21 protein-coding genes and 1 pseudogene are annotated in these 24,665 nt (G+C 64.5%); 10 read left to right on the top strand and 12 right to left on the bottom strand.

Features of this window, described 5'->3' with window-relative positions:
- Positions 1-33 precede the first annotated feature (33 nt).
- The 4 genes from AB7535_RS06380 (at position 34) to AB7535_RS06365 (ending at position 6,661) form a co-directional block, all read left to right on the top strand.
- Positions 34-2,232 carry a type I secretion system permease/ATPase gene (locus AB7535_RS06380; RefSeq protein WP_085402748.1) on the top strand — a complete coding sequence of 733 codons (2,199 nt, stop codon included), beginning with the start codon at positions 34-36 and terminating at the stop codon, positions 2,230-2,232.
- Positions 2,219-3,640 (top strand): HlyD family type I secretion periplasmic adaptor subunit, encoded by a 1,422-nt coding sequence (locus tag AB7535_RS06375; RefSeq protein ID WP_085402747.1) that lies wholly within the window; start codon positions 2,219-2,221, stop codon positions 3,638-3,640. Before AB7535_RS06380 ends, AB7535_RS06375 begins: the two co-directional genes overlap by 14 nt.
- 133 nt (positions 3,641-3,773) lie before the next feature.
- Positions 3,774-6,314: an arylsulfatase gene (locus tag AB7535_RS06370; protein ID WP_354112443.1), complete on the top strand. Its 2,541-nt coding sequence runs from the start codon at positions 3,774-3,776 to the stop codon at positions 6,312-6,314.
- Positions 6,311-6,661 carry a hypothetical protein gene (locus tag AB7535_RS06365; protein WP_085402745.1) on the top strand — a complete coding sequence of 117 codons (351 nt, stop codon included), beginning with the start codon at positions 6,311-6,313 and terminating at the stop codon, positions 6,659-6,661. Before AB7535_RS06370 ends, AB7535_RS06365 begins: the two co-directional genes overlap by 4 nt.
- Before the next feature lie 84 nt (positions 6,662-6,745).
- Here the strand turns inward: AB7535_RS06365 and AB7535_RS06360 are convergent, their stop codons facing one another.
- The 12 genes from AB7535_RS06360 to AB7535_RS06305 all read right to left on the bottom strand — a co-directional run bounded on the left by AB7535_RS06360 (position 6,746) and on the right by AB7535_RS06305 (position 19,669).
- Positions 6,746-7,426, bottom strand: a complete 681-nt coding sequence (locus AB7535_RS06360; RefSeq protein WP_063986547.1) for a response regulator transcription factor — start codon at positions 7,424-7,426, stop codon at positions 6,746-6,748.
- A gap of 274 nt (positions 7,427-7,700) precedes the next feature.
- Positions 7,701-9,278, bottom strand: a complete 1,578-nt coding sequence (locus AB7535_RS06355) for a Do family serine endopeptidase (RefSeq protein ID WP_028149896.1) — start codon at positions 9,276-9,278, stop codon at positions 7,701-7,703.
- Between the two features lie 219 nt (positions 9,279-9,497).
- Entirely contained in the window at positions 9,498-10,841 is a 1,344-nt protein-coding gene (locus AB7535_RS06350) for a methyl-accepting chemotaxis protein (RefSeq protein WP_085402744.1), read from the bottom strand.
- A gap of 108 nt (positions 10,842-10,949) precedes the next feature.
- Positions 10,950-11,432 carry a cytochrome c-type biogenesis protein gene (locus AB7535_RS06345; protein WP_135214846.1) on the bottom strand — a complete coding sequence of 161 codons (483 nt, stop codon included), beginning with the start codon at positions 11,430-11,432 and terminating at the stop codon, positions 10,950-10,952.
- Between the two features lie 4 nt (positions 11,433-11,436).
- Positions 11,437-13,416: a heme lyase CcmF/NrfE family subunit gene (locus AB7535_RS06340; protein WP_085402742.1), complete on the bottom strand. Its 1,980-nt coding sequence runs from the start codon at positions 13,414-13,416 to the stop codon at positions 11,437-11,439.
- Complete coding sequence (gene ccmE / locus AB7535_RS06335; RefSeq protein WP_085402741.1) at positions 13,413-13,922, bottom strand: cytochrome c maturation protein CcmE; 510 nt, start codon at positions 13,920-13,922, stop codon at positions 13,413-13,415. The genes AB7535_RS06340 and ccmE overlap by 4 nt, the downstream gene beginning before the upstream one ends.
- Before the next feature lie 37 nt (positions 13,923-13,959).
- Complete coding sequence (gene ccmI / locus AB7535_RS06330; RefSeq protein WP_085402787.1) at positions 13,960-15,069, bottom strand: c-type cytochrome biogenesis protein CcmI; 1,110 nt, start codon at positions 15,067-15,069, stop codon at positions 13,960-13,962.
- 131 nt (positions 15,070-15,200) lie between these two features.
- On the bottom strand, positions 15,201-15,470 hold the full coding sequence (locus AB7535_RS06325; protein WP_085402740.1) for a hypothetical protein: 270 nt from the start codon (positions 15,468-15,470) through the stop codon (positions 15,201-15,203).
- 99 nt (positions 15,471-15,569) lie between these two features.
- Positions 15,570-16,973, bottom strand: a complete 1,404-nt coding sequence (locus AB7535_RS06320) for a hypothetical protein (protein ID WP_085402739.1) — start codon at positions 16,971-16,973, stop codon at positions 15,570-15,572.
- A 161-nt stretch (positions 16,974-17,134) separates the two neighbouring features.
- Positions 17,135-18,511 (bottom strand): sensor histidine kinase, encoded by a 1,377-nt coding sequence (locus AB7535_RS06315; protein ID WP_085402738.1) that lies wholly within the window; start codon positions 18,509-18,511, stop codon positions 17,135-17,137.
- Between the two features lie 92 nt (positions 18,512-18,603).
- Complete coding sequence (locus AB7535_RS06310) at positions 18,604-19,278, bottom strand: response regulator transcription factor (RefSeq protein WP_014496705.1); 675 nt, start codon at positions 19,276-19,278, stop codon at positions 18,604-18,606.
- A 235-nt stretch (positions 19,279-19,513) separates the two neighbouring features.
- Entirely contained in the window at positions 19,514-19,669 is a 156-nt protein-coding gene (locus tag AB7535_RS06305) for a hypothetical protein (protein WP_166351390.1), read from the bottom strand.
- Positions 19,670-19,904: 235 nt separating this feature from the next.
- Here AB7535_RS06305 and ku point away from each other — a divergent pair, with 235 nt between their 5' ends.
- The 6 genes and pseudogenes from ku to AB7535_RS06275 all read left to right on the top strand — a co-directional run.
- Positions 19,905-20,891 carry a non-homologous end joining protein Ku gene (ku, locus tag AB7535_RS06300; RefSeq protein WP_085402737.1) on the top strand — a complete coding sequence of 329 codons (987 nt, stop codon included), beginning with the start codon at positions 19,905-19,907 and terminating at the stop codon, positions 20,889-20,891.
- A gap of 60 nt (positions 20,892-20,951) precedes the next feature.
- Positions 20,952-21,188: a hypothetical protein gene (locus AB7535_RS06295; RefSeq protein ID WP_085402736.1), complete on the top strand. Its 237-nt coding sequence runs from the start codon at positions 20,952-20,954 to the stop codon at positions 21,186-21,188.
- 198 nt (positions 21,189-21,386) lie between these two features.
- Positions 21,387-21,572: a hypothetical protein gene (locus AB7535_RS06290; RefSeq protein ID WP_085402735.1), complete on the top strand. Its 186-nt coding sequence runs from the start codon at positions 21,387-21,389 to the stop codon at positions 21,570-21,572.
- A gap of 217 nt (positions 21,573-21,789) precedes the next feature.
- Positions 21,790-21,954: a Flp family type IVb pilin gene (locus tag AB7535_RS06285; protein WP_014496710.1), complete on the top strand. Its 165-nt coding sequence runs from the start codon at positions 21,790-21,792 to the stop codon at positions 21,952-21,954.
- A 350-nt stretch (positions 21,955-22,304) separates the two neighbouring features.
- Positions 22,305-22,739, top strand: coding sequence for a hypothetical protein (locus AB7535_RS06280; RefSeq protein WP_085402734.1), 435 nt, complete (start codon positions 22,305-22,307; stop codon positions 22,737-22,739).
- 191 nt (positions 22,740-22,930) lie between these two features.
- Positions 22,931-24,574 (top strand): annotated as a pseudogene (locus tag AB7535_RS06275) (thiamine pyrophosphate-requiring protein); the annotation flags it as partial.
- Positions 24,575-24,665: the final 91 nt, after the last annotated feature.

The following is a 24,665-nucleotide window of genomic DNA, read 5'->3' as shown; positions in this document are numbered from 1 at the left end:
TCCGGACCCGATGACCGCGGATATTTGCTTCCAATGAGCCCGAACGAGACCATTTCACGCGACCCGGCCGCCAAAGAGCAGCCGAAGGAGCCGCCGGTGCAGGCCGTGCCGAAGCCGCCGGCCGACCCCGGCCTGACCGCGCTCGTCATGATGCTCCAATTCCTCGGTGTGCCCGCCGAGCCGGAGCAGCTCCGCCATCAGCTCGGCGTCACCGTGATCGGCACCACCGAGATGCTGCGCTGTACCAGGCAGTTCAACATCAAGGCGCGCGTGGTGAAGACGAGCTGGGACCGGCTCGACAAGACGCCGCTGCCCGCCATCGTCCCCTTGCGCGACGGCGGCTTCCTGATCCTGGGCAAGGCCGGCGACGGCAAGGCCATCGTGCAATATCCGGGCTCGCCGCGGCCGCAGATGCTGACCAAGGCGCAGTTCGAGGTGCTCTGGGACGGCCGCATCGTGCTGATGACCAAGCGCGCCGGCCTCGCCGATCTGTCGCGGCGCTTCGACATCACCTGGTTCATGGGCGCGGTCAACCGCTATCGCGGCCTGCTCGGCGAAGTGCTGCTCGCCTCGTTCTTCCTCCAGATCTTCGCGCTGGTGTCGCCGCTGTTCTTCCAGGTGGTGATCGACAAGGTGCTGGTGCATCGCAGCCTCGGCACGCTGGATGTGCTGGTCGCAGGCATCGTCGCGATCTCGATCTTCGAGGTCGTGCTCGGCGCGCTCCGCACCTACCTGTTCTCGCACACGACCAACCGCATCGACGTCGAGCTCGGCGCGCGGCTGTTCCACCACCTGCTGGCGCTGCCGCTGTCCTATTTCCAGGCGCGGCGGGTCGGCGACACCGTCGCGCGGGTGCGCGAGCTGGAGAATTTGCGCAACTTCATCACCGGCTCGGCGCTGACGCTGGTGATCGACCTGTTCTTCACCTTCGTCTTCCTCGGCCTGATGGCGTTCTACTCGCCGCTGCTGACCGCGATCGTGCTGGCGTCGTTCCCGCTCTACATCGTCATCTCGGCCGGCGCCACGCCGCTGTTCCGCTACCGTCTCGACGAGAAGTTCAAGCGCGGCGCGGAGAACCAGTCGTTCCTTGTCGAGAGCGTCACCGGCGTCGAGACCTTGAAGGCGATGGCGGTCGAGCCGCAGATGCAGAAGCGCTGGGAAGAGCAGCTTGCCGGCTACGTCGCCTCGAGCTTTCGCGTGGTCAATCTCGGCAATGTTGCAAGCCAGGCCGTTCAGTTCGTCAGCAAGATCAACATGGCGATCCTGCTCTATTTCGGCGCCAAGCTGGTCATCGACGGTAACCTCACGGTCGGCGAGCTCGTCGCCTTCAACATGCTGTCGGGACGTGTCACCGCACCGGTGCTGCGGCTCGCCCAGCTCTGGCAGGATTTCCACCAGGCGCGGCTGTCGGTCGAGCGGCTCGGCGACATCCTCAACACCGTGCCCGAGCCGACCCATCGCCCGGGGCGCGCGGCGTTGCCTGCCATCCGTGGCGACATCACCTTCGAGCATGTCGGCTTCCGCTATCGCGTCGACGGACCGCAGATCCTGAGCGACATCACCCTGAAGATTCCGGCCGGCCAGATCGTCGGCATCGTCGGCACCTCCGGCTCCGGCAAGAGCACGCTCGGAAAACTGATCCAGCGGCTCTATCTCCCCGAGAGCGGCCGCGTGCTGGTCGACGGCAACGACCTTGCGGCGGTCGACCCGACCTGGCTGCGCCGGCAGGTCGGCGTCGTGCTGCAGGAGAACATGCTGTTCAACCGCTCGGTGCGCGACAACATTGCGCTGGCCGACCCCGCGCTGCCGATGGAGCGCGTCGTGGCCGCGGCAAAGCTCGCCGGCGCACACGATTTCATCCTCGAACTCCAGGATGGCTACGACACCGTCATCGGCGAGCGCGGCAGCACGCTGTCCGGCGGCCAGCGCCAGCGCATCGCGATCGCACGCGCGCTGACGACCAATCCGCGCGTTCTCATCTTCGACGAAGCAACGAGCGCGCTCGACTATGAAAGCGAGCGCATCATCCAGCACAACATGCGCGAGATCACGGCGGGCCGTACCGTTCTGATCATCGCCCACCGTCTGTCGACCGTGCGTACCGCGGACCGCATCATCACCGTGGAGCGTGGCCGTATCGTCGAGGACGGTTCGCACGACCAGCTGATCCGCAGCGGCGGCCGCTACGCCACGCTGCATCGTGTCCAGGCAGGCATCCATGAAGTCGGCTAAGGCGATGATGGCCTCGCTGCGCAGCCCGACGCGCACGCGCGACGAGCTGGCGTTCCTCCCCGCGGCGCTCGAGATCGTCGAGACCCCGCCTTCGCCGATCGGCCGCGCCATCTCCGCGTCGATCTCGGCGGTGTTTCTGATCGCGCTGGTGTGGGCCAGCATCGGCACGGTCGACATCATCGCGACCGCGACCGGCAAGATCGTCCCCGACGGCCGCACCAAGGTGATCCAGCCGTTCGAGACCGCGGTCGTGCGCGCCATCCACGTGCAGGACGGTCAGCGCGTCAAGGCCGGCGACCTCCTGATCGAGCTCGATCCCACCATGAGTCAGGCCGAGCTCGGCCATCTCCAGAGCGATCTGCTGGCGAGCGAGCTCGACATCGCACGTCTGCACGCCGCGCTTGCCGGCGGCGATCCAGCCAAATTCATCGCGCCCGCGCGCGCGACCTCCGATCAGATCCGCACCGCAAAGCGTTTCCTGGCCTCGCAGGCCGCCGAGCAGGCGTCCAAGATCACCTCGCTCGAATGGCAGGGCACGCAGAAGAAAGCGGAGCGTTCGACCAGCGAGGCCACGATCGGCAAGATCAGCGCGCTCATTCCCATCATGCAGCAGCGGGTCGATGTACGAAAATATCTCGTCGACCGCGAGTTCGGCTCCAAACTGCAATACCTCACGGAAACGCAGGACCTGGTCGCGCAACAGCAGGAATTGCTGGTCCAGAAGAGCCACTATGCCGAGGCGGATGCCGCCGTTGGAGGCATCGAGGAGACGCTGCGGCGCACCGAGGCGGAATATCAGCGCGGCCTGTTCGACGAGCTTGCGAAAGCCGAGCAGAAGGCGGCTGGCCTGCGCCAGGACATCGTCAAGGCCGAGCAGCGCACCAGCCTGCTCCGCCTTGCCGCGCAGGAGGACGGCATCGTCCAGCAGCTCGCCGTGCACTCGGTCGGCGGCGTGGTGACGCCGGCTCAGACGCTGATGGTGGTGGTGCCCACCAGCGGTGGCCTCGAGATCGAGGCGATGATCTCGAACCGCGACATCGGCTTCGTCAACCCCGGCGAGGACGCCGCGATCAAGGTCGACACCTTCAGCTTCACCCGCTACGGCCTGCGCCAGGGCAAGGTGCTCAGCGTCTCCCAGGACGCCATCGTCCGCCAGAAACCGCCGGAAAAGCCCGGCGACACGCCGGCCGGCACCGACACATCATCCAGTGAACCCAAGGGCCAGGAGCTGGTTTACTCCGCCCGCGTCTCGCTCGACCGCTCGCAAATGGACATCGACGGCCGCACCGTCAACCTCGCGCCCGGCATGGCCGTAACCGTCGAGATCAAGACCGGCACAAGGAAGATCATCAGCTATCTGGTGTCGCCGCTGATCCGGTATGGGCAGGAGAGCTTGCGGGAGCGGTGAGACGGCGGCGAATCCGGCGGAATGGTATCGGGATCTCTGGCCCAGCCCAACCGGCACATTTGACCTAAATCAAGCAGGTATCGGTTAGCGGTGACAGCCTCAACCCGCCAAATGGACTGCGGGAGGTCGGAATATGAAAATCCGTTGCCGCACCCTTGCGACCACAGCAAGTGTTCTCGCCCTCGGTTGCATCTCCGCGTCGGCTCAGCAGGTCACGGGTACCCCAGGCTCGCCCGCAGCCACGACGACAATTGACGGCAAGCTGCTTCCGCCGCCGCCTCCAGAATTCGGAGGGGTCATCAACGAGAGAGCCTCGGAGTCGAAGGCGTGGTGGGCACCGCGTGTCGTACCGCCGAAGGGCGCGCCCAATGTGTTGCTCATCATGACCGACGACCAGGGTTTCGGAGCGCCGAGCACCTTCGGCGGCGTTGTCCCCACGCCCGCGATGGATCGTATCGCTGCGCAGGGCCTGCGCTACACCAATTTTCATTCCACCTCGCTGTGCTCACCGACGCGGGCGGCGCTCATCACCGGCCGCAATCATCATTCGGTCGGCTTCGGAGTCGTCGGCGAAATATCGACGGGGTTCCCAGGTTACGACTCGATCATTCCGATCGAGAAGGGCACCATCGGCACCACCCTGAAGGCGAACGGGTACGCCACCTCGTGGTTCGGCAAGAACCATAACACGCCCTCATATCAATCGAGCCAGGCGGGGCCATTCAATCAATGGCCCAATGGCATGGGCTTCGAGTATTTCTATGGTTTTGTCGGCGGCGATGCCAGTCAGTGGCAACCGAATCTGTTCCGCAACACCACAGCGATTTATCCATTCCAGGACAATCCCAGCTGGAACCTGACGACCGCGATGGCCGACGAAGCCATCCAGCACGTGAAACAGCTCAAGGAGATCGCGCCCGACAAGCCGTTCTTCGTTTATTACGTGCCCGGCGGCACGCATGCGCCGCATCATCCGACGCCGGACTGGATCAAGAAGATCAGCGACATGCACCTGTTCGACCAAGGCTGGAACAAGCTGCGGGAGACGATCTTCGCCAACCAGAAGCGGTTGGGCATCATGCCCGACCACGCCAAGCTGACGCCATGGCCGAAGGAATTGCCGCAATGGGATTCTATCGGCGAGTTGGAGAAGAAGCTCTTCATCAAGCAGGCAGATGTCTATGGCGCCTACCTTGCCTACACCGACCATGAGATCGGCCGCGTCATTCAAGCCGTCGAAGACCTCGGAGAGCTCAACAACACGTTGATTATCTATATCGGCGGCGACAACGGCGCGAGTGCCGAAGGCATGATCAACGGTACGCCCAACGAGTTCACGACCTTCAATGGTGTCCCGGTGCCGGTGAAGGCTCAGTACCTCTGGTATCCGTTCTGGGGCTCGGACAAGACTTTCCCGCATTTTGCCGCGCCCTGGGCGTGGGCGATGGACACTCCATTCAAGTGGGTCAAGCAAGTGCCGTCGCATTTTGGCGGGACCGCCCAAGGCGTCGCCATGTCCTGGCCTGGCCATATCAACGATGTGGGAGGTATCCGTCGCCAATTCCATCACGTCATCGATATTGCTCCGACCATCCTCGAAGCAACCGGCATTTCGCAACCTGACACGATCGACGGTATCAAACAGAGCCCCATGGAAGGGGTGAGTATGGCGTACACATGGGACAAGGCGAACGCCAATGCCAAGACGACGCACACGACCCAATATTTCGAGATGCTCGGCAATCGCTCCATCTATCACGATGGGTGGGTGGCGGCCACGACGCCGATCACGCTTCCATGGGAGCTAAGCAGCGCGCCCCCGCCCGATGTGATCACGGGATACAAGTGGGAGCTCTATAACGTCCAGGAAGACCCCACCCAGTTCAATGATCTGGCCGCCAAAATGCCGGAGAAGGTCAAGGAGCTGCAAGCCGTCTTTGATGTCGAGGCGAAGAAGTACAACGTGCTCCCGCTCGATAACACGACGCTCGCGCGTTGGAATACGCCGCGCCCAAGCCTAACGGCCGGGCAGACGGTATTCACCTATTCGGGCGAACTGACCGGTGTGCCGGCTAGCGCCGCGCCGAGCATCCTCAACAAGTCCTATGCCATCACCGCCGAGGTTGAGATTCCCAACGGCGGCGCTGAAGGGATGATCGTCACCGAAGGCGGACGTTTCGGCGGCTACGGGCTGCTTCTGAGCAAGGGTGTGGCGGGCCTTCGGCGGGGTAAGCCCGTGTTCCTCTACAACCTGCTCAACCTCAAGCGCACGGTCTGGTCGGGACCGGAGTTGAGCGCGGGCAAGCACACCATCGTCTTCGACTTCAAGTCGGATGGGCCGGGATTGGGCAAGGGCGGTACAGGCGTACTTTCAGTGGATGGCAAAGAAGTAGACCGGAAATCCATAGAACACGGTACGCCGATCACGTTCCCCGAGGACGAGACCTTCGACGTCGGCCAGGACACCCGCACCGGGGTCGCGATGCTCGAGTATCGCTACGATCCTCCGTTCAAGTTCACGGGCAAGATCAACAAGCTGACGTTCAAGCTCGGACCTGAGTTGAAGGACCCGGCGCAAGCCAAGGCAGAACTTGGACCTATGCCGGCGCCGGAGCCGGATCCCATTGAAGAGTCGAAGTCTCAAAAGCCACCCGCGAACGTTGGGAAGAAATGAAAGGCGCATTGGCGTTCGCCGCCATCAGCGAAGCTGCAACGGGATTGGCGCTGTTGATCGCGCCGTCGCTGGTTGGCCAGTTGTTGCTGGGCGAGCAGCTTTCCGGTGTCGCAACGCCGGTCGCGCGTGTCGCCGGCATTGCGCTGATTGCCTTGGGGATCGCCTGTTGGCCGGGGTGGCCGCCACTGCCGGGCATGTTGATCTACAACGGAGCCATCACCCTATATTTGGCCTACCTCGGTTTCGCAGGTGGATTGAGCGGCGTCCTTCTGTGGCCGGCAGTCGTCCTTCATCTAATCCTGACCACGCTCTTGATGCGCGGCGGCTCGCAAAGCCGCGACCGCTGAATTTCTCATCGACCCCGCCGTTTCCGGGGAAGCTTCAAAATTCTTCTGGCTCAGTGCCTTGCGTATTGAAGAGTATCCAAAGCTTTAACGTATCCCATCCCGGATCATGTATCCGGCGCCGCGGATCGTGTGCAGCAGCGGCCGCTCAAAACCCTTGTCGATCTTGGAGCGCAGCCGCGAAATGTGCACGTCGATCACGTTGGTCTGCGGATCGAAATGGTAGTCCCAGACGTTCTCCAGCAGCATGGTGCGCGTCACCACCTGGCCGGCATGCTTCATGAGGTATTCGAGCAGGCGGAATTCGCGCGGCTGGAGCGTCAGCTCGTCCTTGCCGCGGGCGACGCGATGGGACAGCCGGTCGAGCTCGAGATCGCCGACGCGGTAGAGCGTGTCCTCGGCCGGACCGCCGCGGCGCCGTGACAGCACTTCGACCCGGGCCAGCAGCTCGGCAAAGGAATAAGGCTTCGGCAGATAGTCGTCGCCGCCGGCGCGCAGACCCTTGATGCGATCGTCGACCTGCCCGAGCGCGGAGAGAATCAGCACCGGCGACGAGTCGCCCTTGTCGCGCAACGCGCCGATCAGGGACAGGCCGTCACGCTTGGGCAGCATGCGGTCGACCACCAGCACGTCGTAATCGCCGCTCTCGGCCATGGCGAGGCCTTCCTCACCGTCGGCGGCGTGGTCGGCAATGTGTCCGACTTCACGAAACGCCTTCACGAGATAGTCGGCGGATTCGCGGTCGTCTTCGATGATGAGGAGGCGCATCGTGCGTTCGGCGGCGGTCAAGGGGGTCAACCTTCTCTGAACATGGCGCGAGCGGCAATCGCATGCAAGCCAAGCAAACGGGACTTGGGTAGGCAAAAAGGCGGGCGGTGAAGCTGGGGGGACCTCACCGCCCTAGGCCTTCCGACGGAGGGGGGCGTAATTCCACCGGAAGGTAGGCTGGGGGAGCGGGCCTTACGCTGCTCCCCCGAAGGGCGTCGGCGGCGGGGGCGACTGATGCCGGCGACACCCCTCATCTCGTAGACCTCCTGAAGGCTTAGCCCTTGGCGATGGGCACGGCGACGAAGCGCGACTGGCCGCCGCTCTTCACGCGCATCAGGACGCTGTTCTTGTTGTCGGTCCGCGCCGTGTTGATGGCGTCGCGGACTTCGCCGGCGGTGCTCACGCTCTTGCCGCCGACTTCGAGAATGACGTCGCCTTCCTTGAAGCCGCGTTCGGCCGCGGCGCTCTTCGGATCGACTTCGGTGACCACGACACCTTCCTTGCCGGCGCCAGCCACTGAGTCGGCGGGCGCGACGGTCATGCCGAGCTTGGGCACGTCGGTGCCACGGCTCGCACCCTTGCCGCTATCCTTGTCGGTGTCGGCCTTGGCCTCGATCGTGTTCGGCAGCTGGCCGAGGGTGAGGTTCACGACCTTGTCCTGGCCCTTGTGCAGCACGTTGAGCTTCACGGTCGCGCCGGGCGCCATGCCGCCGATGGTGCGGGCAAGCTCACGGGCATCCTTGACGGATTCACCGTTGACCGAGGTGATCACGTCACCGGACTCGATGCCGGCCTTGGCCGCCGGACCGTTCGCCTGCGGCTCAGCAACCAGCGCGCCTTCGGCCTTCTTCATGCCGAGGCTGTCGGCGATGTCGGAGGTGACAGGCTGGATCTGGACGCCGATCCAGCCGCGGCTGACCGAGCCCTTGTCCTTGAGCTGGGCCACCACGCTCTTCACGGTGCTCGCGGGAATCGAGAACGCGATGCCGACGCTGCCGCCGGAGGGCGAGTAGATCGCGGTATTGACGCCCATCACCTCGCCGTTGGTGTCGAAAGCGGGACCACCGGAATTGCCCTTGTTCACGGGCGCATCGATCTGGATGAAATCGTCATAGGGACCGTTGCCGATGTCGCGGCCGCTGGCCGACACGATGCCCGCAGTCACGGTACCGCCGAGGCCGAAGGGATTGCCGACCGCGAGCACCCAGTCGCCGATCCGCGGCTTGCTGTCGGCGAGCTTGGCGAACGGGAAGTTCGAGCTGCCCTCGACCTTGATGAGGGCGAGGTCAGTGCGCTGGTCGGTGCCGATCACCTTGGCTGTATAGGTCTTGCCGTCGTCGGTCGTGACCTCGACCTTGTCGGCGCCGTCGACCACGTGGTTGTTGGTCACGGCAAAACCGTCGGCGGAGATGAAGAAGCCGGAGCCCTGGCCCTGCACAACGCGGCCGCGGCCACCCTTCTGGCCCGGGAAACCATCCGGACCGCCGAAGCGGCGGAAGAAGCGCTCCATCGGCGAGCCCGGCTGGAACGGCGAGGAGGAATCATCGCCATCGTCGTTGCTCGCGGTCTTCTCCTTGATATTGACCTTCACCGAGATCACCGACGGTTTCACGCGCTCGACGATGTCGGCGAATCCGACCGGACGCTCAACCTTCCGGACCTCGTTGTTGACCTGCGCATGCGCCGGGCTGGAGAACAGCTCGCTCGGCGAGGTCGACGGGCTGAAGCCGTGGACGGCAATCCCGAGGCCAGCGACGACCGAAGCCATCAGCGCGATCCTGCGCGCGGAGAAAACCGACCGGCGGGGCGGCCGGTAGGACGGAAGGTTCGTGAGGTCGGGACGGTCGGTCATGCAGGAATCTCCAAGGCCTTGAATTCTTTCGGTGCCGGATGGCAGCACGTTACGGACATGAAGATGGGGGCTCCCGCCTTACCGTGCGCTGGCGGCGGGGTTAAACTTTTGTAATGAAGGGTCGCGCCGTTGCGGCAGTTTATCGCACGCCGAAAGTCGTGGCCTTACAGGAACTTAATCGAGTTCCCCTGACGAGCGTAGACCACGCCTTTGGCGAGATCAGCTCGCCCTCACGCTGACGATGAATTCGTCGACTTCACGCTTCAGGGTTTCGGCCTGCTGCGACAGATCGACGGCGGAATCGCGCGCTTCGGCCGCCATGCGGCCGGTCTCCGCCGACGTCGAGGTGATCTGGACGATGTGGTTGGAGACGTCCAGCGTTCCATGCGCGGCATCCTGCGCGCTGCGGGTGATGTCCTGCGTGGCGTTGCGCTGCTGGGCGGTGTCGACCTCGATGCCCGACATGATCGACGAGATCTCCGACAGCGTCTTCGAGATGCCGTCGATCGCGCCGCGCGTCTCCGCGGTGATGCCCTGGATGCTGGCGACGTGCGAGGTGATCTCCTCCGTCGCCTTGCTGGTCTGGTGCGCGAGGCTCTTCACTTCGGAGGCAACCACGGCAAAACCCTTGCCGGCGTCCCCTGCCCGCGCCGCCTCGATGGTGGCGTTGAGCGCCAGCAGGTTGGTCTGCGAGGCGATCGCCTGCACGAGCTGCACGACCTCGCCGATCTTGTCGGCGGCATCCGACAGCGTGTGGATGGTGTCGCGGCTCTTCTCGGCCTGCGTCGCCGCGCCTTCGGCACGCTGCGTCGCGTCGGTGACGCGGCGGCTGATCGTGCCGATCGAGTTCGTCATCTCCTCGGCCGAGCCCGCGACGATCTGCACGCTGGCGCTGGCGTGGTTCGCCGCGCTCGCGACCGCATTGGCCTTGGAGCTGGTGTCGTTGGCCGTCCGTGACAGCGTTTCGGCATTGCTCTTCAGGTGCGCGGCCGAGGACGCCACGCTGTCGACCACGCTGGCAACGAGATCGTTGAAGCGCTTGATCCGGGCGTCCAGGAATTTCGACCGCTCGGCCTGATGCTGCGCTTCGTGTAATTGCTGCTCGGTGAGGCGCCGCCGCTCCAAGCCGTTTGTCTTGAACACTTCCAGTGCACCGGCGAGCAGGCCGATCTCGTTGGTAACGCCGAGGCCCGGAACAGGCGTCTCGAATTTCTGATCGGCGACCTCACGCATGGCGTGCACAATCGCCGCCAGCGGATTGAGGATGCCGTTGCGCACAGCGAACCAGGTAGTGAGGCAGATCGCGACAGCGACCACCGTGATCACGCCGCAGGCGATCAGGAAATAGGAGAATGCCGCCTGCGCCTGCTGGTAGATCAGCATTGCATGCTCGCGCGCGGGGCCGCTCAGCGCGGCGAAATCCGACGACAGGCTGGTGATCTCGTTGTTGAGGTAGAGCACCGCGACGAAGCCGGTGCCGCCGCCGATGCCCAGCAGGAACAATAATGCAGCGACGACGGCGCCGATCAGGAAGCGGATCGTCAGATTGCTGTTCGTGAACATCGCTGAGGACTCAAAAATCTGGAATTGAATTTCGCGACAAGCTTCCAGACAAAGGTCAACAGAGCATGAAACACGCTGTGGCAGACGGCCTACGTATCATTACGTAGCCTAGGACGACTTCGTCTCGTCCGACATCAAGGCGGCGAGCTGCGACTCTTCATCCGCAGTGAGCGGCGGAGCTGGTAGGTCTGCACCGCTTCGCGCGCGCCGGCGGATTTGCAGCCAGAGCGCCAGGCCGCCGCTGATCAGCAGCAGCGGCGCGAGCAGCCACAACAGCATGGTCTGCCGCTCGAAGCGCGGCTTGAGCAGCACGAACTCGCCATAGCGCGCGACCAGGAAGTCGAGCACCTGCGAATTGCTGTCGCCGGCAGCGATCCGCTCGCGCACCAGCAGCCGCAAATCGCGCGCCAGCGGCGCGTCGGAATCGTCGATCGACTGGTTCTGGCAGACCATGCAGCGCAGCTCGCGCGACAAGTCGCGGGCGCGTGCCTCCTTCACGGGATCCGACATGATCTCGTCGGGCTGCACGGCGTGGGCGGCGGGCAAAGCCAGCAGCATGAGCGCAACGATCGTGACCATCATCCGCCGCATCGGATCACTCCGCCGGCTGAAGGCGCTGCTTGGCCCGCGCCGGCTTCGGTGCGCCGACCCGCAGGCGCCGGTCGGACAGCGACAGCATGCCGCCAAAGGCCATGAGCACCGGTCCCCACCAGATCAGCAGCACCAGCGGCTTGTGATAGATGCGCACCGCAATGGCGCCATCGGCAGTCGCGTCGCCGAGGGAAACGTAGAGCTGGCTCGCGCCGCGCGTCAGCAATGCGGCCTCGGTGGTCGAGGACCCGCGCGTCGTGAAGTTGCGCTTGGACGGCGTCATGACGCTGATCTTCTCACCGTCGCGGCTGACGTTGAACTCGGCGATCATCTCGCGGAAGTTCGGCCCCTGACGCTGGGACAGGCCGTCGAGCTTGAGATCATAGCCGGCGACGTGTGCAACGTCGTTCTGCTTCATGGTCGCGATATACTCGCTGTTCCAGGTGGTCTCGCAGACGATCCCGATCAGCGCGACGCCGAGGCCCGCATGGGCAAACACAGAACCCCAGGCCGAACGCGGCAGGCCGCGGGCCCGGTGCAGCGTCGTTGCGAACGGCAGGCGGAACAAACCGGTCCGTTCGGACAGATCGGTCACGGCACCGGCGATGACGAAGACTCCAAGCCCAATTGCCAATGGTGCCAGCGCACTGCCACCACGGGTCCAGGCCCAGACGATGGCGATCACAACGAGCGCGGCAACGCCCGCCGCAAGCAGCCGCTGGGTGACGCCGAGCAGATCGCCGCGCTTCCACGCCAGCATCGGCCCGAACGGCACCGCGAGCAGCAGCAACGCGAATAGCGGGGCGAAGGTGAGATTGTAGAAGGGCGCGCCGACCGATATCTTGAAGTCGAGCGCTTCCGTCGCCAGCGGATAGAGCGTGCCGAACAGCACGACCGCGCAGGCCACGCTGAGCAGAAGATTGTTCAACACCAGCGCGCCCTCGCGCGAGATCGGCGCGAACAGGCCGCCCTGCTTCAACGAGGTCGCGCGCGCTGCAAACAGCGAGAGGCTGCCGCCGATGAACAGGCAGAGGATCAGCAGAATGAACACGCCGCGCGTCGGATCGGTGGCAAAAGCGTGCACGGAGGTGATGACGCCCGAACGCACCAGGAAGGTGCCGAGCAGCGACAGCGAGAAGGTCAGGATCGACAGCAGGATGGTCCAGACCTTCAGCGCGTTGCGCTTCTCCATCACCAGCGCCGAGTGCAGCAGCGCCGTGCCGGCGAGCCACGGCATCAGCGAGGCGTTCTCGACCGGATCCCAGAACCACCAGCCGCCCCAGCCGAGCTCGTAATAGGCCCAGTACGACCCCATCGCGATGCCGAGGGTCAGGAAGATCCAGGCCACCAGCGTCCACGGCCGCACCCAGCGCGCCCAGGCCGCGTCGATCCGCCCCTCCATCAGCGCCGCGATGGCGAAGGAGAACGAGATCGAGAAGCCGACATAGCCGAGATAGAGCATCGGCGGATGCACGGCGAGGCCGATGTCCTGGAGCACCGGATTGAGATCGCGTCCCTCGATCGGCGGATTGGCGATGCGCAGGAACGGGTTCGATGTCACCAGGATGAAGAGATAGAAGGCGCTGGCGATCCAGGCCTGCACGGCCAGCACATGCGCGCGCAGCGACAGCGGCAGATTGTTACCGAAGGCGGCGACCATTCCGCCGAACAGCGCCAGGATCGACACCCACAGCAGCATCGAGCCTTCATGGTTCCCCCACACGCCGGTGATCTTGTAGATCAGCGGCTTCATCGAATGGGAGTTCTCGTAGACGTTGGCGACGGAGAAATCCGAGTTCACGTGAAGCATCACGAGCGCGATGAACGACGCACCGACGAACAGGAGTTGCGCCAGCGCGGCGGAGCGCGCCACGTTCATCAGCGCGGCATCGCGCAGACGCGCACCGATCAGCGGCACGATGGACTGGATCAGCGCCAGGCCGAGGGCCAGCACCAGCGCGTAGTGTCCGGATTCCGCGATCAACGCACTGCTCCCTGCGAGTTGCCCTGCGCGGTCGTCGCCGCGGGTTTGACGCTATCAGAAGCCTTGGCGCCGTAATCGTCCTTCCAATGCCCCTGCTTCTTCAGGGCATCGGCGACTTCCTTGGGCATGTAGGTCTCGTCGTGCTTGGCAAGCACGGTGTCGGCCTTGAACACGCCATTGGCGTCGAGCGCGCCTTCGGCCACCACGCCCTGCCCTTCACGGAACAGGTCGGGCAGGATGCCCTTGTAGGCGACCGGCAGCTTGGCGCCGCCATCGGCAACCTCGAAGGTCACGGCGAGATTATCGCCGCGCTGGAGCGAGCCGGGCTGCACTAGGCCGCCGAGACGAAACCGCTTGCCGGGCTCGACGTGCTTTTCGGCGACCATCGTCGGCGTCGAGAAGAACACGATGGAGTCGCGCAGAGCGTTGAGCACCAGCGCGGCTGCAAGCGCGAGCACCGCGAGGGAGCCGCCGATGATGGTCATACGTCGCTGCTTGCGCGTCATCGCGTATCCGTTCTCCGCTCGCCTCGTCCCGACATCGTCATCCGTCGAGCCCGAGAGTCTTGAGGCCTTCGTTGAGCTGGCGCAGCCGCGCGGCATCGTTGGCGACAGCCTGTCGGGCGTCGGTCGAAGCGCCCATTGCCCTGTCACGATCGCCCATCACGAGATAGGCGCGCACCAGGCGCAGCCAACCCTCGACATCATCGCCGTTCTGCTTCAGCCGGGTGGCCAGGCGTTCGACCATGCCGCGCACCATCGCGTTGCGATCGCCCTCGTTCATGTCCTTGGAGGCTGCGATCGTCTCGTCAGACAGCGCCGGCATCGTAGCGCCACCGCCGCCGACCCGCGCCAGCGAGGTCTGCACCAGAGGGCGCCACGGCGCATCCGCCGGCGCTTTCGCCAGCAGTGCGCGCCAGATGTTGGCGGCATCGTCCTTGCGGCCATCCTGCTCGGCGGCAAGCCCGAGGAAATAGTTCGCCTTGGGATCGTCCGCGTTCAGGCCATGCGCGCGCTCGAATTCGGTCTTGGCCTCGGCAGTCACCACGCCGCCGGCAGCAGCCGCGATCGCCTCGCCTAGATCGGCCCGGCGCTCCGAACTCTCGCCATTGTAGGTAAGCGAGTTGCGATAGGCGCGCACCGCATCGTCGAAGCGGCCGAGCCGCACCAGCACCGGCGCGAGCACGTTCCAGCCGCGCCCGTCGGTCGGATTCTTTTCCAGATGCTGCTCGACCTGCACGACGAGATTCTCGAGCGCCATGCCGGACCCGGCCCCGCGCTCCCGCTGCGCCAGGGGAAAGTCCTGGAGCCTGGGCGAGCCGAGCGGCATGTAGACGCCGATCGCAATGAGCGGCAGGCCGGCAAGCGCCAGCACAGCCGCCGCGCGGCGCCATTTGAGGCTCGATGTCGGTTCCGATACAGGCTCGCTCCCGGCCGCGGCAAGCAGCCTGCGGCTGATCTCGACACGTGCGGCCTCGGCTTCCGGCGCGGCGATCAGTCCTGCGGCGAGATCACGCTCGATCTCGGCCAGCTGGTCCTTGTAAACCGCGACCTCGCTCCCCTGATTTTGCGCGCGTCCGCTGCGGCCGAGCGGCAGAAGCACGGCGAAAATCGCCGCGACCGTCATCAGCGCGAACACGAACCATAGCGTCATCAGGCAAGCTTCCGGCGGCGCGCGAACCGCGCCCATAGGTGGCTTTACACCACGGCCGGACGATGCGGCAATTGACAATTGTCAATTCGGCGCGACCGCACACAGTCCCGAAACTGTGAAAATCCAACGGCTTAACGGATCTCGAAGTCCGCGCTTTGAGCGGCGTCCTCGCCGTGCCCGTTGAAGGCCCTCAGGAAGTATGTTCCCGGCTCGATTGCTTCAGGCAATCTGATGCGCAACGCCCCGACGGGAACGGTCGATGCGACCCTGGTGACGGTCTCAGGCAGTTGGCGGCCGCTTGCCTTCTCGATCAGCACCACCTTCGCGCCAACCATCAGCCTTTGGTATTTGGCGACAATGACGCGGTTTTCAATTTCGATGGAGCTGATAAGGGGTTTCATGCGCCCACAGATAGAAATTCCAAAATCTTGCACGGCGACCGTAGGGCCCGCCACCGGCACCGTCAACCACAAATTGTGATCACAAAAAAATGCGCTTGATCAGCTTGCCCGCGACGATTTGCGCTCGCCCGTGGCCGCGTTCTCTGCGGCGCGGCTCATCAGCGACGCGTAATCATCGCCGAACAGCACCTGGCAGAAGCGGATCGCGGCCTGCACCTGCTGCTGCCGATAGGTGCGGACCTTGTGATCGGCCGCTCGCAGCGACTGCACCAACTGCTCGGTCGAGCGTTCGACATATTGCTGGAGATCGGAATAGGTGCGCAACGTCACCTCGTTGATCGCAAGCTCGCTCGCGTAGTTGCGGCAGGTCGCGACGAAATCGATCAGCGCCGCGGTTTCCTCGACCTCGGTGCTGTCGATCCGCGCCCCCGGCGGAATGTCCTTCTCGGCGCGCTGGCGCAGGATGCGGCGAACGCGGCCGGGAACGCTGTCGATCTCCGATTGCAGCGCATTGGAGATGTCGGCCCGGATCGAGGTCAGCTGCTTGCCCCAGACGGAATCGTTGCGCAGATCGAGCTCCGTGCGAAGACCGCGCACGCCGTCATGCAGCGCCTTGAGATTGTCGGCGACGTTCTCGAAATGGCCGCGCTTGATGTCCATGCGCAGGATCGCGGCAACGCAGGACAAATCATGCAGGGCGATCGTGACGGCCACACCGTAGGGCGTGGCCGCGACGCGGATCTCGTCGTCGGACGCGGCAATCTTGATGGCGAGGCGGATGATCTGCCACGGCGCGGTCATCCGCTGCACGACCATCGACAGCGCGAAGGCCAGCATCTGCGGCGTCTGGAGCGCGGGGATGTTGAGTGTGGACGTCACAGATGCGATCTGGGCTTCGCCGAAGGTACGCAGGAAGCGCGGCAGCTTCTCGTTCAGCGTAGCGATGGCTTCCCGGACCTGAAGCACCGCTCCGATCGAATAGAGGTCCTCGATCACGTTGGGCGGGCCGACACGGGCGAGCGCGCGCGACTTGTCGCCGCCGCCGGGACCCGTCAACCCGAAGATGGCATCCGCGGCCACGGCCTGGAGCCTCGCCGCGAGGGCTTCGACCTGCCCTGCACTGTCTGAAGCCGGCATGCGCGCCAGCGCCGCCTCGAATTCGTTGACCTTGTCGGGGGCGCCATCGCGGCCGAGCCATTGCCAGATCGGATGCAATGAGGAGCGACGGATCTGGCCGACCCTGACAGGGGCGCCCGTCTCGACCAGGAACGGTTCCAGCACCTGGAACAACAGCCGCGACAGATCGTCCGTGCGCGGCGGCGCAGCCTCGTCGACTTCGGTCTTGCGGACGATCTTGCGCAGCTGCTCTAGCACGAGCGTCGCCACCGCCGTGTCCTGGCCGCGCTCGAGCGCGCGCTCGAACTCCCGCATCAGCAGCGCCTGCGACTGCGGCGGGAGCTGCGCGAGATATTCCCTCAGCCGCTCGATCGATGTCTGGCTCATGCGCCCGGGTGATGCACGATAAAATGGCAGACGTGGGATGCGTCCTGCGCGATCATAGATGGGGCCCACTTAAGAAGCCGTTTAGGAAGTCGCTCCGAAATAGCTCCGGTTTGGTCCGGATCGGTACCGGACCAGCCAAATAGTCGTGCCGGAACAAAGGATTATATTCCGGGGAGGACCAGCTCCGCCCGCAGGCCACCGGTCGGGGCGCCCGCGAGCGAGAGGCTGCCGCCATAGAGCGCGGCGAGGTCGGTCACGATGGACAGGCCGAGCCCCGAGCCGGGCTTGGACTCGTCGAGCCGCTGGCCGCGCCGGGAGACCTGGGCGCGCTCGGCCTCCGACAGGCCGCGGCCATCGTCGTCGACGATGATCCGCAGGCGCGGGCCGGCGCCCGTCTGGTGCGGCGCTTCCACCAGAACCTCGATGAAGACCTGCGAGGCCGCCCATTTGCAGGCATTGTCGACGAGATTGCCGACCATCTCCTCCAGATCTTGCCGCTCGCCGCGAAATTTTGCGGACGGATCGGCCTTGGCCTCGACCACGATGTCGCGATCGCGATGGATCTTCTCCATGGTCCGCCGCAGCGCCTCGATGACGGGCGCGACCTCCGTCACGGTCGCCACCACCGAGACGCGCGCCGCGATGCGCGCGCGCTCCAGATGATGGGCGAGCTGGTCGCGCATCACGTCCGCCTGCTCCATCACCTTGGCTGCGAACGGCTCGGTGGCGTGCGTGCCGGCCTCATTCACGATCACCGAGAGCGGCGTCTTGATCGCATGGGCGAGATTGCCGACATGGGTGCGCGCGCGCTCGACGATCTCGCGATTGGCATCGATCAGCGCGTTGGTCTCGCGCGCCAACGGCGCGATCTCGACCGGGAATTCACCTTCGAGCCGCTCCGCCCGCCCCGAGCGGATGTCGGCGATAGATTCCGAGATGCGCTTGAGCGGCGCAAGACCGAACCTCACCTGGAACACCGTGGTCAGCAGCAGCACGATGCCGAGCGCGGTGAAGGTGCCGCCGAGGTAGTAGTCGAAGCTCCGCGTCTCGTCGAAAATCTCGGTGTCGTCGCCGGCGACGCTGACCAGATATTTGCCGTCCGCGCCGAGATCGACCGGCCGCTCCACCATGCGGAGATTCTGTCCCTCCGGCCCGTCGACATAGGCGAGGCGAATGCCGGCGGCGGTGAGCTCGGTGCCCTGCTCCTCCAGCTTCGGCAGCTTCTTGTCCCAGAGCGAGCGCGACGAGCGCACCTCCGGCTTCTCGGTATCGGTCCGCGTGATCTGCCAGTACCAGCCCGACAGCGGCAGCTCGAACAGGGGCTCGCCGAGCGACTGGAACTGACGATCCGGCGGCTCGTCGGGGGTTGCGACCTCGGCGATGAGGGTGCGCAGATAGAGATTGAGCCGGCGGTCGAAGGCGCGCTCGGTGGCGCTCTTGTAGACCGACGACAGCACCACCCCGGTGATGGCCAGGATCACCACGAGCCACGCCGTCGCCGACAGGAACAGGCGATTGGCAAGCGAGCTAGCGGCCATCGGAAGGATCCCGGCAGGCGCAGGGGGGCGGGGCGTCGGACGTCATGACCGGACCAAGGCCCCTGTTCGGCCGGCCGTCAAGTCCTGACGCCTCAAGCGCCGGGAGCAGGCGGCGGGGTCAGGAGATAGCCGAGGCCGCGGACGGTCTGGATGATGTCGACGTCGAGCTTCTTGCGGATGCGGCCGACGAAAACCTCGATGGTGTTGGAGTCGCGGTCGAAGTCCTGGTCGTAGAGGTGCTCGACCAGCTCGGTGCGGGACACGACGCGCCCCGAATGGTGCATCAGGTAGGCCAGAAGCCGATATTCGTGCGAGGTCATCTTGACGGGATTGCCGGAGACGCTGACCCGCCCGGTCCTGGTGTCGAGCGTGACGGGGCCGCAACTCAATTCGCTCTGGGCATGGCCGGTGGAGCGGCGCAGCAGCGCGCGGATGCGCGCCAGCACCTCCTCCAGATGGAACGGCTTCGGCACGTAATCGTCGGCGCCGGCATCGAACCCCTGGACCTTGTCGCTCCAGCGGTCACGCGCGGTGAGGATCAGGACCGGCATGGTGCGGCCGTTGCGGCGCCAGGCTTCCAGCACCGAGATGCCGTCCTTCTTCGGCAGGCCGATGTCGAGCACAACGGCATCGTAGGGCTCATTATCGCCGAGATAATGCCCCTCCTCGCCGTCGAAGGCACGGTCGACGACGTAGCCGGCGTCGGTCAGCGCCTTGGTGAGCTGCCGATTGAGATCGGGGTCGTCCTCAACAACAAGCAGGCGCACGCTTCTCTCCAGAAATAGACTGCACAATCGATCGCCAGAGATGAGCAATTCCGGCGTGAACTGAATATGAACACGGGGAACCGGCCGCGTTACTTTTTGGTCATATAGAGCTTCTCAAGCGCCGACGCGACGGCGCCCGCCAGGCAGCCACCGGACGAGCCGGCGGGCGTGGCGGGCGCAATGTGCCGCGTTACGCGGCGAGTCGGAAGGTCCGAACCGTCCCGTCGATCGGCCGTCAGGTCCGGAAGAACACGAACCAGATGACGGCAAGGATCAGGATCGCGAGCCCGGTCGAGATGGTAAGCAGCGCCGCCACTGACGGCCCGGGTTCGCCCTGACGCGCCTCGGTGGCGGTTTCGACGATCTGATCGTGCTCTCGCGTGGCTGCCATAATGCCCTCAATCTCTGGATGTCGGCTGCGGTGGTCGCGACCTCCTCGCGGCCTGATGTCTTGAGCCAACGCGTGATTGGATATGATGTTCCGGTTTTTGCCGCTGCATCGGGCTGCAACCGCGCGCCGGGCGGCCGGTTAACGCAGTTGCAAGATTCCGCAATCCGCCTTGCTATGATTCGTTGTTCCCCGATGGTATCCTCGTCCTCTGTCCCCGTTGCGTTTGGAGTAGCCCATGGCCCCCCGCGCCAATTGGAAGGGTTTTCTGCGTCTGTCGCTCGTGACCTGCCCGGTCGCGCTGTATCCGGCCACTTCGGATACCGAGAAGGTCTCGTTCAACCAGATCAACCGCAAGACCGGCCACCGGATCAAGTACCTCAAGGTCGACGCCGAGACCGGCGACGAGGTGACCTCCGAGGACATCGTCAAGGGCTACAAGGTCGACACCGACACCTATATCGAGGTCACCAAGGACGAACTCGACGACATCGCGCTGGACTCCACGCACACGATCGAGATCGACGAGTTCGTGCCGAAGACCGATATCGACAGCCGCTATTTGATCCGCCCTTACTATCTCGTGCCTGACGGCAAGGTCGGCCACGACGCCTTCGCGGTGATCCGCGAGACCATCCGCAGCATGGACAAGGTCGCGATCGGCCGCGTCGTGCTGACCAACCGCGAGCACATCATCGCGCTGGAGCCGCTCGAGAGCGGCCTGATGGGCACGCTGCTCCGCTATCCCTACGAGGTCCGCAGCGAGAAGGAATATTTCGACGACATCCAGGACGTGAAGCTGACCAGGGACATGCTCGACCTTGCCAAGCACATCGTCGAAAAGAAATCCGGCGCGTTCGAGCCCGAGCTGTTCGAGGACCATTACGAGACGGCGCTGATCGACCTCATCAACAAGAAGCGCAGCGGTGCACCGATCGCGGCGAAGGCCGCGCCGAAGACCGGCGGCAACGTCATCAACCTGATGGACGCGCTGAAGAAGAGCATCGCCAGCGAGAAGGACATGGCGCCCGCGGCCAAGGCCGCCAAGGAGCCCGTCAGGGAGACCGTCAAGGGCAAGAAGCCGAAGAAGCGCGTCGAGGGCCAGCGCGAGATGCTGCTGCCGATCACCGGCAAGGGCGGCAAGACTGCAGCAGCCAAGGAAGCGCCGCCCAAGAAGGCCGACAAGCCGGTGCGCGCGCCGGCGCGGGCGAAGAAGGCCGGTTAGACGCAATCCGCGTCTGCCATCGCGCCGTGATGTCTCCCCTCGCCGATCGGCCGGCCTGACATGCCCTGGTCGACGGCGTTCGACGATCCTGTTCGCGTAAGCCACAAGCGCAAGCTGCTGACGCTGCAAGACGCGGCGGACTACATCATGCAGCTGCCTGAAGACTTGCAGCACGAGACGCACTGGCAGACCGCCATCGAGACCTTGATCAACGCAGCCGAGACAGGCGGCGGCTGGGTAATGTTCGCCCGCATCGCGATGTTGCGGGCGCTGAATGCGGACGGCCGCGGCCGATGAGCGCCTTGGTTGTCGTCCCTGGTAGTCATCCCGGGCAGGCATCCGTGCCGACCGTGACGAACAGGCTCAACAAACCGTTAATCGGCGCCCTCGTGTCCAGCACGACAGGGTATTCCTACGGGCGACAAAATTAACCGTTGGTTCCCCTTATGCGCAGCATGGTTCCGGCTCCGATCGAGCCAAGGTTCGCGTGCCCCCGTGCAGCAGGACGTCAGAAAGAACTACATCAGCATCGTGAACGACGCGCCTGATCACGAGCAGGCGGCGAGCACCGCGCCGCGGCCGCAGCCGCAGCCGGGCACGATGAAGGACTTCGTCGGCCGTCTCGCGACCGTGCTGAAGCGCCGCCTCCCCGCCGCACCGGGCCCGACCATCACGCCCTGACAGACACCGCGGCTTCCGCGCGTCCTTGCGGAGGGCGGTCGATTTGAATCCATTTGGATGGATCGATGGAACCTTAATTTAATGGATGCCATCGTATGTGACGGAGGCGCGGCCGCCCGGGCTTCATTCTTCCGTCGCGCAGAAAAATCTATTCGATCTATTTACCAGTCCGAAAACGACGCTGCCACACATTGGATCGGATGAAGAGGAGTTGGCAATGACTTTGCTTAGGTCTTTCCTTGCCGATGAGACTGGCGCAACCGCCATCGAATACGGCCTGATTGCCGCCGGCATTGCGCTGGCGATCGTGACCGTCGTGAACAACACGGGCAGCCAGCTCCTCAACAACAAGTTCAACTCGATCAGCTCGTCGCTGAAGTAACGGCCGCCTCGTAACGGCCGCCCTGGCCTGAGGCGACGTCCCTGCACGCGCCGGCTCGGGTGCGGCCGTCGGCGCATGCTCCTTCCGCGATCTCGTCATTGCGAGCGCAGCGAAGCAATCCAGAGTCCTCCCGCGGAGGAATTCTGGATTACCTCGCTGCGCTCGCAATGACGGTGGGTGGCCCGTAAAGCACTCAAAATCGTGTCCCGGACGCTACGCAACGTCCTTCAAGCAACCACATCCTCGCGCTCCCGCGCTTTGACGGCCTTTTGAGTCCTGATAGTCTTCGGCCCGGCGTGGTTCGACGGGCCATGCTCAATCATTGGGCCAGAGCGATTTGAAGGATTCGGATGAGAAGCGCGACGGTCTTGGCTCTCAGCCTCATGTTTGTCGGCGCCTGGTCGCACGACAGCGCGAGAGGACAGACTTCGGTCGCGCCTCCGGTTTCGCTTGCCCCGCCCAATGCATCGCCACCGCGCGCGAGCGCCAAAACTTCCAGAATTCCGCCGGCGACATCCGGCAGGGAGGCTTCGCCCCCTGTGATCGGCGGGCCTCCGCCGATGCCTAATCCGGCCGCCGACTACGATGGCTTCAGCGTAGGCACCGTCGACGACAATGACGCCTCAAGCCAGGTGACGCCGCCCGTGAGGTCACGCGCAGCAAAGGGCGCCAAGTCCAATTCCACGTCCAATCCCGATACAAATGGCCTCGGCGGCCAGTCATCGGTCGATCAGGAAGACGAGGCGCTGAAACGAAAGCTGACGATCTGCAAAAACTGCAAGTAGGACGTTTGTAGCCCGGATTGCGCTTCCGCCTTCGCTCTTCGAGCTACGGCGGACAAGTCGCCCTATCCAGGCTACGGCAGCTCGCTGCATGGCTGACCTACCGCGCCCGTCGCCCACCCGTGCTTTACCCTCCTGCAAATTCCTGATCCTCTCTCCCCAATCGGCCGGAGCAACCGGCCAAGCCTGAGGAGAGAGACGCCATGAAGCTCGGCACCGCCATTGCGGAAATCATGAAGCGCGAGGGGATCGAGATCCTCTGCGGCTATCCGGTCAACCATCTGATCGAGCACGCGGCCAAGGCCGAGATCCGGCCGGTGATGGTGCGGCAGGAGCGCGTCGGGGTGCACATGGCGGACGCGATCTCGCGGGTGACGTCGGGGCGATCGATCGGCGCGTTCTGCATGCAGCACGGGCCGGGCGCCGAAAACGCGATGGGCGGCGTTGCGCAATGCTACGGCGAATCCGTGCCCGTGCTGGTGCTGCCGATGGGCTATCAGCGCAGGCTTGCGCATATCGAGCCGAACTTCAATTCCAGCGAGGCGATGAAGGCGTTTTCGAAATCGTCCGAGCCGATCATCCTGGCTGCGGAGGTCACCAACATTTTTCGCCGTGCCTTCACCAAGCTCAAGAACGGCCGCGGCGGGCCCGTCATCGTCGAGATCCCCGCCGACATGTGGAACGAGGAGGTGCCGGAGCCGCTGAACTACACGCCGGTGCTGCGCACGCGCTACGGCGCCGATCCTGTTCATGTGAAGGAGGCAGCAGCTCTGCTCGTCAACGCGAAGCGTCCCGTGATCTATGCCGGCCAGGGCGTGCACTACGCGCAGGCCTGGCCGCAATTGAAGCGGCTCGCCGAGCGGCTCGCCATTCCCGTCACCACCAGTTTAGGGGGCAAATCATCGTTCCCGGAAACGCATCCGCTATCGCTCGGCTCGGGCGGCCTCGCGGTGCCGCGCGCGGTCCCCAAATTCCTCGCTGAGGCCGACGTCATCTTCGGCATCGGCTGCTCGTTCACGGAAACCAGTTTCGGCGTCGCGATGCCGAAGGGCAAGACCATCATCCACTCCACGCTCGATCCGAACCATCTCAACAAGGATGTGGAAGCCAAGGTCGGCCTCGTCGGCGATGCCGGCCTCGTGCTCGATGCGCTGCTGGAGGAGATCGGCAAGACCGTCACGAAGGATCGCGATGCATCAGCGGTCGCGGCCGAGATCGCCGCTTCGCACAAGGAGTGGCTGGCGAAATGGATGCCAAAACTCACCAGCAATGACGCGCCGCTCAGCCCCTATCGCGTGCTCTGGGACCTCCAGCACACCGTCGATATCAAGAACACCATCATCACCCACGATGCCGGCAGTCCGCGCGACCAGCTCTCGCCGTTCTGGAAGGCGGTCGAGCCCCTCACCTATCTCGGCTGGGGCAAGACGACGCAGCTCGGCTACGGCCTTGGGCTCGCGATGGGCGCAAAACTCGCAAAGCCCGACAAGCTCTGCATCAATGTCTGGGGCGACGCGGCCATCGGTTTCACCGGCATGGATTTCGAGACCGCGGTGCGCGAGCGCATCCCGATCATGTCGATCCTGCTGAACAATTTCTCGATGGCGATCGAACTGAAGGTGATGCCGATCTCGACCGAGAAATATCGCTCGACCGACATCTCCGGCGACTATGCCGCAATGGCGCGCGCCTTTGGCGGCCATGGCGAGCGGGTGACGCGGCCGGAGGACATCATCCCCGCGATCAAGCGCGGCATCCAGAAGACGAAGGAAGGCGTGCCGGTGCTGCTGGAGTTCATCACCAGCAAGGAGACCGAGGTGTCGCGGCCGGGCACGTGAGCCGTTTGCACCAAGGCGGGGGCACGGCGCTGGCTCCGGCCGCAGGAGATGTGATAATCGGGCTTGGTACCGCGTACGTCGCGGCGCTTAG

It is taken from the genome of Bradyrhizobium sp. 956_D2_N1_4, from assembly GCF_052076025.1.
Lineage (GTDB): Bacteria > Pseudomonadota > Alphaproteobacteria > Rhizobiales > Xanthobacteraceae > Bradyrhizobium > Bradyrhizobium barranii.
The sequence above is the reverse complement of the archived record's forward strand: the minus strand, read 5'-3'. Positions and strand labels throughout refer to the sequence as shown.

Bases quoted from the DNA above. Each gene is read 5' to 3' on its own strand.
- AB7535_RS06380 (WP_085402748.1), top strand. From the start codon at position 34: ATGAGCCCGAACGAGACCATTTCACGCGACCCGGCCGCCAAAGAGCAG.
- AB7535_RS06295 (WP_085402736.1), top strand. From the start codon at position 20,952: ATGCCCTGGTCGACGGCGTTCGACGATCCTGTTCGCGTAAGCCACAAG.
- AB7535_RS06320 (WP_085402739.1), bottom strand. From the start codon at position 16,973: ATGAGCCAGACATCGATCGAGCGGCTGAGGGAATATCTCGCGCAGCTC.
- AB7535_RS06280 (WP_085402734.1), top strand. From the start codon at position 22,305: ATGAGAAGCGCGACGGTCTTGGCTCTCAGCCTCATGTTTGTCGGCGCC.
- ccmI (WP_085402787.1), bottom strand. From the start codon at position 15,069: ATGACGCTATGGTTCGTGTTCGCGCTGATGACGGTCGCGGCGATTTTC.
- AB7535_RS06365 (WP_085402745.1), top strand. From the start codon at position 6,311: ATGAAAGGCGCATTGGCGTTCGCCGCCATCAGCGAAGCTGCAACGGGA.
- ccmE (WP_085402741.1), bottom strand. From the start codon at position 13,922: ATGACGCGCAAGCAGCGACGTATGACCATCATCGGCGGCTCCCTCGCG.
- AB7535_RS06325 (WP_085402740.1), bottom strand. From the start codon at position 15,470: ATGAAACCCCTTATCAGCTCCATCGAAATTGAAAACCGCGTCATTGTC.
- AB7535_RS06305 (WP_166351390.1), bottom strand. From the start codon at position 19,669: ATGGCAGCCACGCGAGAGCACGATCAGATCGTCGAAACCGCCACCGAG.
- AB7535_RS06285 (WP_014496710.1), top strand. From the start codon at position 21,790: ATGACTTTGCTTAGGTCTTTCCTTGCCGATGAGACTGGCGCAACCGCC.
- AB7535_RS06345 (WP_135214846.1), bottom strand. From the start codon at position 11,432: ATGCGGCGGATGATGGTCACGATCGTTGCGCTCATGCTGCTGGCTTTG.
- ku (WP_085402737.1), top strand. From the start codon at position 19,905: ATGGCCCCCCGCGCCAATTGGAAGGGTTTTCTGCGTCTGTCGCTCGTG.
- AB7535_RS06370 (WP_354112443.1), top strand. From the start codon at position 3,774: ATGAAAATCCGTTGCCGCACCCTTGCGACCACAGCAAGTGTTCTCGCC.
- AB7535_RS06375 (WP_085402747.1), top strand. From the start codon at position 2,219: ATGAAGTCGGCTAAGGCGATGATGGCCTCGCTGCGCAGCCCGACGCGC.
- AB7535_RS06355 (WP_028149896.1), bottom strand. From the start codon at position 9,278: ATGACCGACCGTCCCGACCTCACGAACCTTCCGTCCTACCGGCCGCCC.
- AB7535_RS06350 (WP_085402744.1), bottom strand. From the start codon at position 10,841: ATGTTCACGAACAGCAATCTGACGATCCGCTTCCTGATCGGCGCCGTC.
- AB7535_RS06360 (WP_063986547.1), bottom strand. From the start codon at position 7,426: ATGCGCCTCCTCATCATCGAAGACGACCGCGAATCCGCCGACTATCTC.
- AB7535_RS06315 (WP_085402738.1), bottom strand. From the start codon at position 18,511: ATGGCCGCTAGCTCGCTTGCCAATCGCCTGTTCCTGTCGGCGACGGCG.